This is a genomic window from Myxococcus vastator, from assembly GCF_010894475.1.
GTDB classification, from domain to species: domain Bacteria; phylum Myxococcota; class Myxococcia; order Myxococcales; family Myxococcaceae; genus Myxococcus; species Myxococcus vastator.
Genome location: NZ_JAAIYB010000486.1, coordinates 1 through 6111 on the forward strand (window position 1 = coordinate 1; position 6111 = coordinate 6111).

General features: G+C 70.7%; 6 protein-coding genes. All 6 read left to right on the plus strand.

What is annotated here, in order from left to right; all coding sequences use genetic code 11:
- The first annotated feature begins 82 nt into the window (after positions 1-82).
- On the plus strand, positions 83-490 hold the full coding sequence (locus tag G4D87_RS32010) for a (deoxy)nucleoside triphosphate pyrophosphohydrolase (protein ID WP_163786484.1): 408 nt from the start codon (positions 83-85) through the stop codon (positions 488-490).
- Position 491: 1 nt separating this feature from the next.
- Positions 492-1418 carry an SdiA-regulated/phytase-like domain-containing protein gene (locus tag G4D87_RS32015; protein ID WP_163786485.1) on the plus strand — a complete coding sequence of 309 codons (927 nt, stop codon included), beginning with the start codon at positions 492-494 and terminating at the stop codon, positions 1416-1418.
- A gap of 175 nt (positions 1419-1593) precedes the next feature.
- Positions 1594-3615: an ATP-dependent zinc metalloprotease FtsH gene (ftsH, locus tag G4D87_RS32020; protein ID WP_163786486.1), complete on the plus strand. Its 2022-nt coding sequence runs from the start codon at positions 1594-1596 to the stop codon at positions 3613-3615.
- A gap of 112 nt (positions 3616-3727) precedes the next feature.
- Positions 3728-3973: an RNA polymerase sigma factor region1.1 domain-containing protein gene (locus G4D87_RS32025; protein WP_163786487.1), complete on the plus strand. Its 246-nt coding sequence runs from the start codon at positions 3728-3730 to the stop codon at positions 3971-3973.
- Positions 3974-4052: 79 nt separating this feature from the next.
- Positions 4053-4682: a nucleotide exchange factor GrpE gene (locus tag G4D87_RS32030; protein WP_163786488.1), complete on the plus strand. Its 630-nt coding sequence runs from the start codon at positions 4053-4055 to the stop codon at positions 4680-4682.
- Between the two features lie 68 nt (positions 4683-4750).
- The coding region (locus G4D87_RS32035; protein WP_205507797.1) for a trypsin-like peptidase domain-containing protein at positions 4751-6111 on the plus strand (1361 nt) is incomplete at its 3' end.

The following is a 6111-nucleotide window of genomic DNA, read 5'->3' on the forward strand; positions in this document are numbered from 1 at the left end:
CTCCTCTTTCTGGCGGAACACCGGGCGAGGGCTGTGTTAGTTCGCCCCTCCCCCGGTGTTCCGCCAGAAAGAGGAGAAGCGAATGGCCCGCCGTCAGGTCCGTGTCGTCGGTGCGATGCTCCAGAACGAGCAGGGGCGCTACCTCATCACCCAGCGTCCCCCCACCGCGTCGCTGCCTCTGCTGTGGGAGTTCCCCGGCGGGCGCGTGGAGGAGGGCGAAGAGGACGCCGAGGCCCTTGCCCGGGAAATCCAGGAAGAGATGGGCGTGGAGGTGGACGTGCTGGGTCAGGCCATGCACACCCACCACGAGTACCCCAACTACGATATCGACTTCCGCGTCTTCCACTGCCGGCTGTCGCGGCCCTCGGAGCGGGTCCAGCACCTGCGCGTGCATGACCACCGCTGGGTGACGCTGGAGGAGATGTCCGCGTACCGCTTCCCGGACGCGGATGCCAAGACGCTGGCGAAGCTGCTCGACCTGGACAGCTGACGTGCCGCGCCGTCTCCTCCTGGCGTTGCTGGCCGGAGTGCTGGGCGCGTGTTCCCGCTCCAAGCCGCCGCCCGTGCCGCCCCCACCCGAGGCGACGAACCAGGTCCCGGCCCGGGGCGTGCCGGGGTGCACGCTCTACAGCGAACCCCAGCAGTCCGGCGCCGTGCCCGGCGTGCTGCCCGAGCTCTCCGGCCTGGCCGCCAGCCAGCGCCACGCGGGCGCCTTCTGGGCGCACAACGACTCCGGCCACGGCTTCCAGTTGTTCGCGATGGACGCGAAGGGCGCCATCCTCGCCCGGCTGACGCTCACCGGCGCCACCCCGCGCGACATTGAAGCCGTCACGGTGGGGCCCTGCGCCCCGGGAGCGTCTCGCGGCTGCGTCTACCTGGCGGACATCGGCGACAACTTCGCGCGCCGGGAGCAGGTGCGGCTCTACCGGCTGCCCGAACCGGAGGCGCTCGAGGACGCCACGGTGGCGGTGGAGGTGCTGCCCTTCGTGTACCCGGACGGACCCCGCGACGCGGAGTCCGTTATCATCGACGCCCGCTCCGGCAGGTTGGCCGTCATCACCAAGACGCTGGACTCCCTGGGTGAGGTCTTCGCGCTGGACGGCCTGCGCGCGGACACCGCCATCCAGGCCCGGAAGCTGGGGACGCTGACGGCGCCGCTGGGAATGGACCGGGCCACCACCGCGGCCTCCCTGCATCCGTCCGGGGAGCGGCTGCTGGTGCGCACCTACTCGCGCGCGTACGAGCTGCGCCGCCCCGACGCCGCGCGGCTGGAGGAGCTGTTGCAAGGACAGCTCGTCGAGGTCCCGAGCGGGAGCCAGGCCCAGGCAGAAGCCATCACCTTCGTGCAAGACGGCAACGGCTATTTGTTGGGCACGGAGTTCACTGGCCAACCCTTGTGGTTGATCGGGTGTCGCTGATTCGCCGCAAGGGCCCTCACACACCGTGAAGCCCGCCTGGCGGGTTGACGGTATGGCAACGGTGAACATCTTTGGCCCGCTAGGGAAGACGCCTCGCGGTCGCGGTGTCCGCGTGTGCGGGGGAGGGGGAGGGTCGAGCGTGCCGACGATGAAGCCACAGGATTTGCCGCCTGGGATGGGCCCACGCGGAAAGAAGCCAGACAAGCCAACGCCAACGGGGAAGGGGTTCAAGTTCGGCTCACCGTTGGGCTACATCCTGTTGCTCGTCCTGGGCTTCTTGCTGTTCCGCAACGTCTTCCAGGACGCGGGCGTGCGGCGTGTGAGCTACAGCCAGTTCCGCGACGGGGTGGAGGCCGGGAACTTCAGCCGGGTCCAGATTTCGAACGAGTGGGTGAAGGGCTTCCTCAAGGACACGGCGCAGCCGCCTCCTCCGGCGGACGGGGAGCGCCCGCTGCGCGGCGAGCCGAGCGCCCTGCCGTGGATGGCCTACCGCGTGGAGGGTGACGAGGGGCTGGTGCCGCTGCTGGAGCAGAAGGGCATCCAGTTCGAGGCCGTGCCGCAGTCCGGGCTGGGGGATGCGCTGTGGATATGGCTGTTGCCCCTGGGCATCTTCTTCCTCTTCTGGAGCTTCATGATGCGCCGGGTGGCCGGTGGCATGGGCCAGGGCCCGCAGAGCGTCATGAGCTTCGGGAAGACGCGCGCCAAGGTGCAGGCCGAGGCCGACACCGGCGTGGGCTTCAACGACGTGGCCGGCGTGGACGAGGCGGTCGACGAGCTGCGCGAAATCGTCGAGTTCCTCAAGACGCCCGAGAAGTTCCGCCGCCTGGGCGGGCGCATCCCCAAGGGGGTGCTGCTGGTGGGCCCTCCGGGGACGGGCAAGACGCTGCTGGCGCGGGCCGTGGCGGGTGAAGCGGGCGTTCCCTTCTTCAGCCTGTCGGGCTCCGAGTTCGTGGAGATGTTCGTCGGCGTGGGCGCCGCGCGAGTCCGTGACTTGTTCGCCCAGGCCACGGCGAAGGCGCCGTGCATCATCTTCATCGACGAGCTGGATGCCATTGGCAAGAGCCGCAACTCGGGCGTGGCCGGTGGACATGACGAGCGGGAGCAGACGCTCAACCAGCTGCTCGCGGAGATGGACGGCTTCGACAGCCGGGCGGGCCTCATCATCCTGGCGGCCACCAACCGTCCGGAGATCCTGGACAGCGCGCTGATGCGTCCGGGCCGCTTCGACCGGCAGGTGCTGGTGGACCGGCCGGACAAGCGGGGCCGTGAGCGGGTGCTGGAGATTCACGCCAAGGGCGTGAAGCTGGGCCCGGACGTGGACCTCAAGGCCATTGCCTCGCGCACCCCGGGCTTCGCGGGCGCGGACCTGGCCAACGTGGTGAACGAGGCCGCGCTCCTGGCCGCGCGCCGCAACCGCGACGCGGTGATGCGGGCGGACTTCGAGGAAGCCATCGAGCGGGTCGTCGCCGGTCTGGAGAAGAAGAACCGCCGGATGAACGAGCGCGAGAAGGAGATTGTCGCGCACCACGAGGCTGGCCACGCGGTGGTGGGGTGGATGATGCCTCACGCGGAGCGGGTGACGAAGGTGTCCATCATCCCGCGCGGCCTGGCGGCGCTGGGCTACACCATGTCGCTGCCGCTGGAGGACCGCTACCTCATGTCGCTGGACGAGCTGCGCGACAAGATGGCGGGGATGATGGGCGGCCGGGCCGCGGAGGAGATCTTCATCGGGGAAATCTCCACCGGCGCGTCCAACGACATCCGCCAGGCCACGGAGATGGCCCGGATGATGGTGCGGGACTACGGCATGAGCACGCTGGGCCCGGTGGCCCTGAGCGCGGACCATGGCCCGGGCTTCCTCCGCTCTGCGGGGATGCCGGAGGCGCGCAGCTACTCCGAGCAGACGGCGCGGATGATTGACGAGGAGGTGCGCAAGCTCGTCAGTGAAGCGCTCGACCGGGCCCGGCAGGTGCTGACCACCCACAAGGACAAGGTCCAGACGTTGGCGGCCCGGCTCCTGGCCGTGGAGGTGGTGGAGGAGGACACCATGGCGACGATTCTGGGTCCCAAGGTGTTCGCGCAGCGCGGCCTGCTGCACCCGGAGGCGCGTCAGGTCATCTCCGCGCACCCGGTGGACGTCGGGAGCAGTGACGACCAGACGCCGCCCACGCAGCACTCGGACGCGCTCGACTCTTGAGCCTTCGGCTGGCTGGGCGCCTGCCCTCCAGCCGACCCGAAGCCCACCGCCACCGCGACGTCCTGCGGTGGCCGGTGGGCGAAATTATCTTCAAGAGAAAGGAGGCGTCGCCGTGGAGAACAGGATCGGCAAGAGCTACATGGCCCGCAAGGGCCTCTTCGCGAAAGGGCTCAAGGAGGGGCGGCTGACGGTGCAGGAGATTGAGGAGGCCCTGCCGGCGGGAACCCTGACGGCGGCGGAGCGGTGGCTCCTCTACTACTCGCTGCGGGCCGCCCAGGTGGAAATCGTCGACGAGGTGACGGGGCAGGTGGACCACGGCTTCATGGCCGAGTCTCCCGCCGCGCCGCAGGAGCACTAGCTCGCTCCCGCGTTGACAGGGGCCGTCTCGCGGTTAGGTTCCGGGCAGCAGCGACACCCACCATCGCCTCAGGTTCGACATGGCCGGCAACACCCGCACCGACGCAGCCTCCGAAGCCCCCCAGCAGCCTCCCTCCGCCAATGGGGAGGGGCCCGTTTCCGCCGCCGAGGCGTCTTCCTCCCAGCAGGAGGCTCCGGAGGAGCACGCGGCTCCCGGTCAGGACGCGGAGCGGGAGCGGCTGGTGGCGGAGCTGGAGACGCTTCGCAAGAAGTTCGACACCGCCGTCCGCGCGGTGCAGGCCGCGGAGAAGGACCGCGAGGAGTTCAAGCAGCGCGTGACGCGGGAGCGTGAGCGCATGCTGGACGTGGAGCGCGGCAACGTGGCCGTCACGCTGCTGGAGGCCATTGACGAGCTGGACCGGTGCCTGTCCGCCAGCGCCCAGGACACCTCGCCGCTGGCCGAGGGCGTCCGGATGATTCGCGACGTGCTCCTGCGCAAGGCGCAGGAGACGGGCATCGAGCGCTTCAACGTCGTGGGGCAGACCTTCGACCCCAACCTGGCCGAGGCGGCGGACATGGAAATCACCGCCTCGCCGGACGAGGACCAGCGCATCGTCGCCGAGCTGCGCGCGGGCTACCGGCTGAAGGACCGCGTCATCCGTCCGGCCCGGGTGAAGGTGGCGAAGTACATCGCCCCCGCCCAGGCCTGACGCCGCCGTCCAGGGCGCCCCCGTCACGGGAAGGGGGCGCCGGGCCAGGTTGTTGAGTCCGCTCGACCATGGTCCGCCGTGTAAGCTGCCTCTCCGTGCTCTCCCGATTCTTCTCCCTGACTTTGGTGCTGGCGCTCGTCCCGGTCGCGGCGGCCGCCGAGGGTCCTCTCGACGCGTGGCTTGCCGCGCGGGCCCGGGAGCATGCCGCGTGGTTCGCCGCGCAGGCCGCGGGTGTGGAGGGCCCGGTGGGCGGCCTGGGCCTGTGGCGCGAGCGCGCCGAGGCAGACCCGGGCATCCCCGACTTCGTGCCCCCGTCCTCGCTGGCGCCGCTGATCCGCGCGGTGGAGGCGGGCGTCGTCAACATCACCACCGTGGGGCCCCGGGCCGGGGGCCTGGAGGGGATGAAGAAGTCCACCGGCTCCGGCTTCGTGCTGACGCCCGACGGGCTCGTCGTCACCAACAACCACGTGGTGGCCAGCGCGCAGCAGATCGCCGTGCGCCTGGCGGATGGCCGCGAGTTCGCCGCCGCCGTGGTGGGCCGCGACGCCTCCACGGACGTGGCGCTGCTGCGGCTCAGCGGCGTGGACCTGGGCGAGCTGCCCGCCGTCTACCTGGGGGACTCGGACCGGATGGCCGTGGGCGACTGGGTGGTGGCCATTGGCAACCCCTTCGGCCTGGACCACTCCGTGTCGCACGGGATGATCTCCGCCAAGGAGCGCGTGCTGGGCGTGGGCCAGTTCGACGACTTCATCCAGACGGACGCGCTCATCAACCCCGGCAACTCCGGTGGGCCGCTCTTCAACATGAAGGGCGAGGTGGTGGGGGTGAACACCGCCATCATCAGCCAGGGGCAGGGCATTGGCTTCGCCGTCCCCAGCAACCTGGTGAAGGAGCTGCTGCCCAACCTCCGGGAGAACGGCAAGCTGGAGCGCGGGTGGCTGGGCGTCGTCATCAATGAGGACGGGAGCAGCGGTGGGGGGGAGCGCCGGGCCCCGCTGGTGAAGGACGTCTACAAGGGCAGCCCCGCCGCGTCCGCTGGCATCCGCCCGGGCGACAGGCTGGTGGCGGTGAACGGGCGGCCCATCGGCTCCTACCTGCAGCTCTTGCGCAAGGTGGCGCTGCTGGCGCCGGGCACCGAGGCGCGCCTGTCGCTGACGCGGGGCACCCAGACGCAGGAGGTGACGGTGCGGCTGGTGGCGCGCCCCGCGCAGGAGGCCACCGAGGGGCTCATCCAGCGGACGGCCAGCGAGGAGGAGCTGGGGCTGGTGATTCGCGACCTCACGCCGGAGGTGGCCGCGCCCCTGGGAGAGACGGCCTGGTCCGGGGTGCTGGTCTCGGGTGTCACCCCGCGCGGCCCGGCGGACTCGGCGGGGCTGCGGGCGGGGGACGTGGTGACGGAGGTGAACCGCCGCCGGGTGAAGGACGCGGC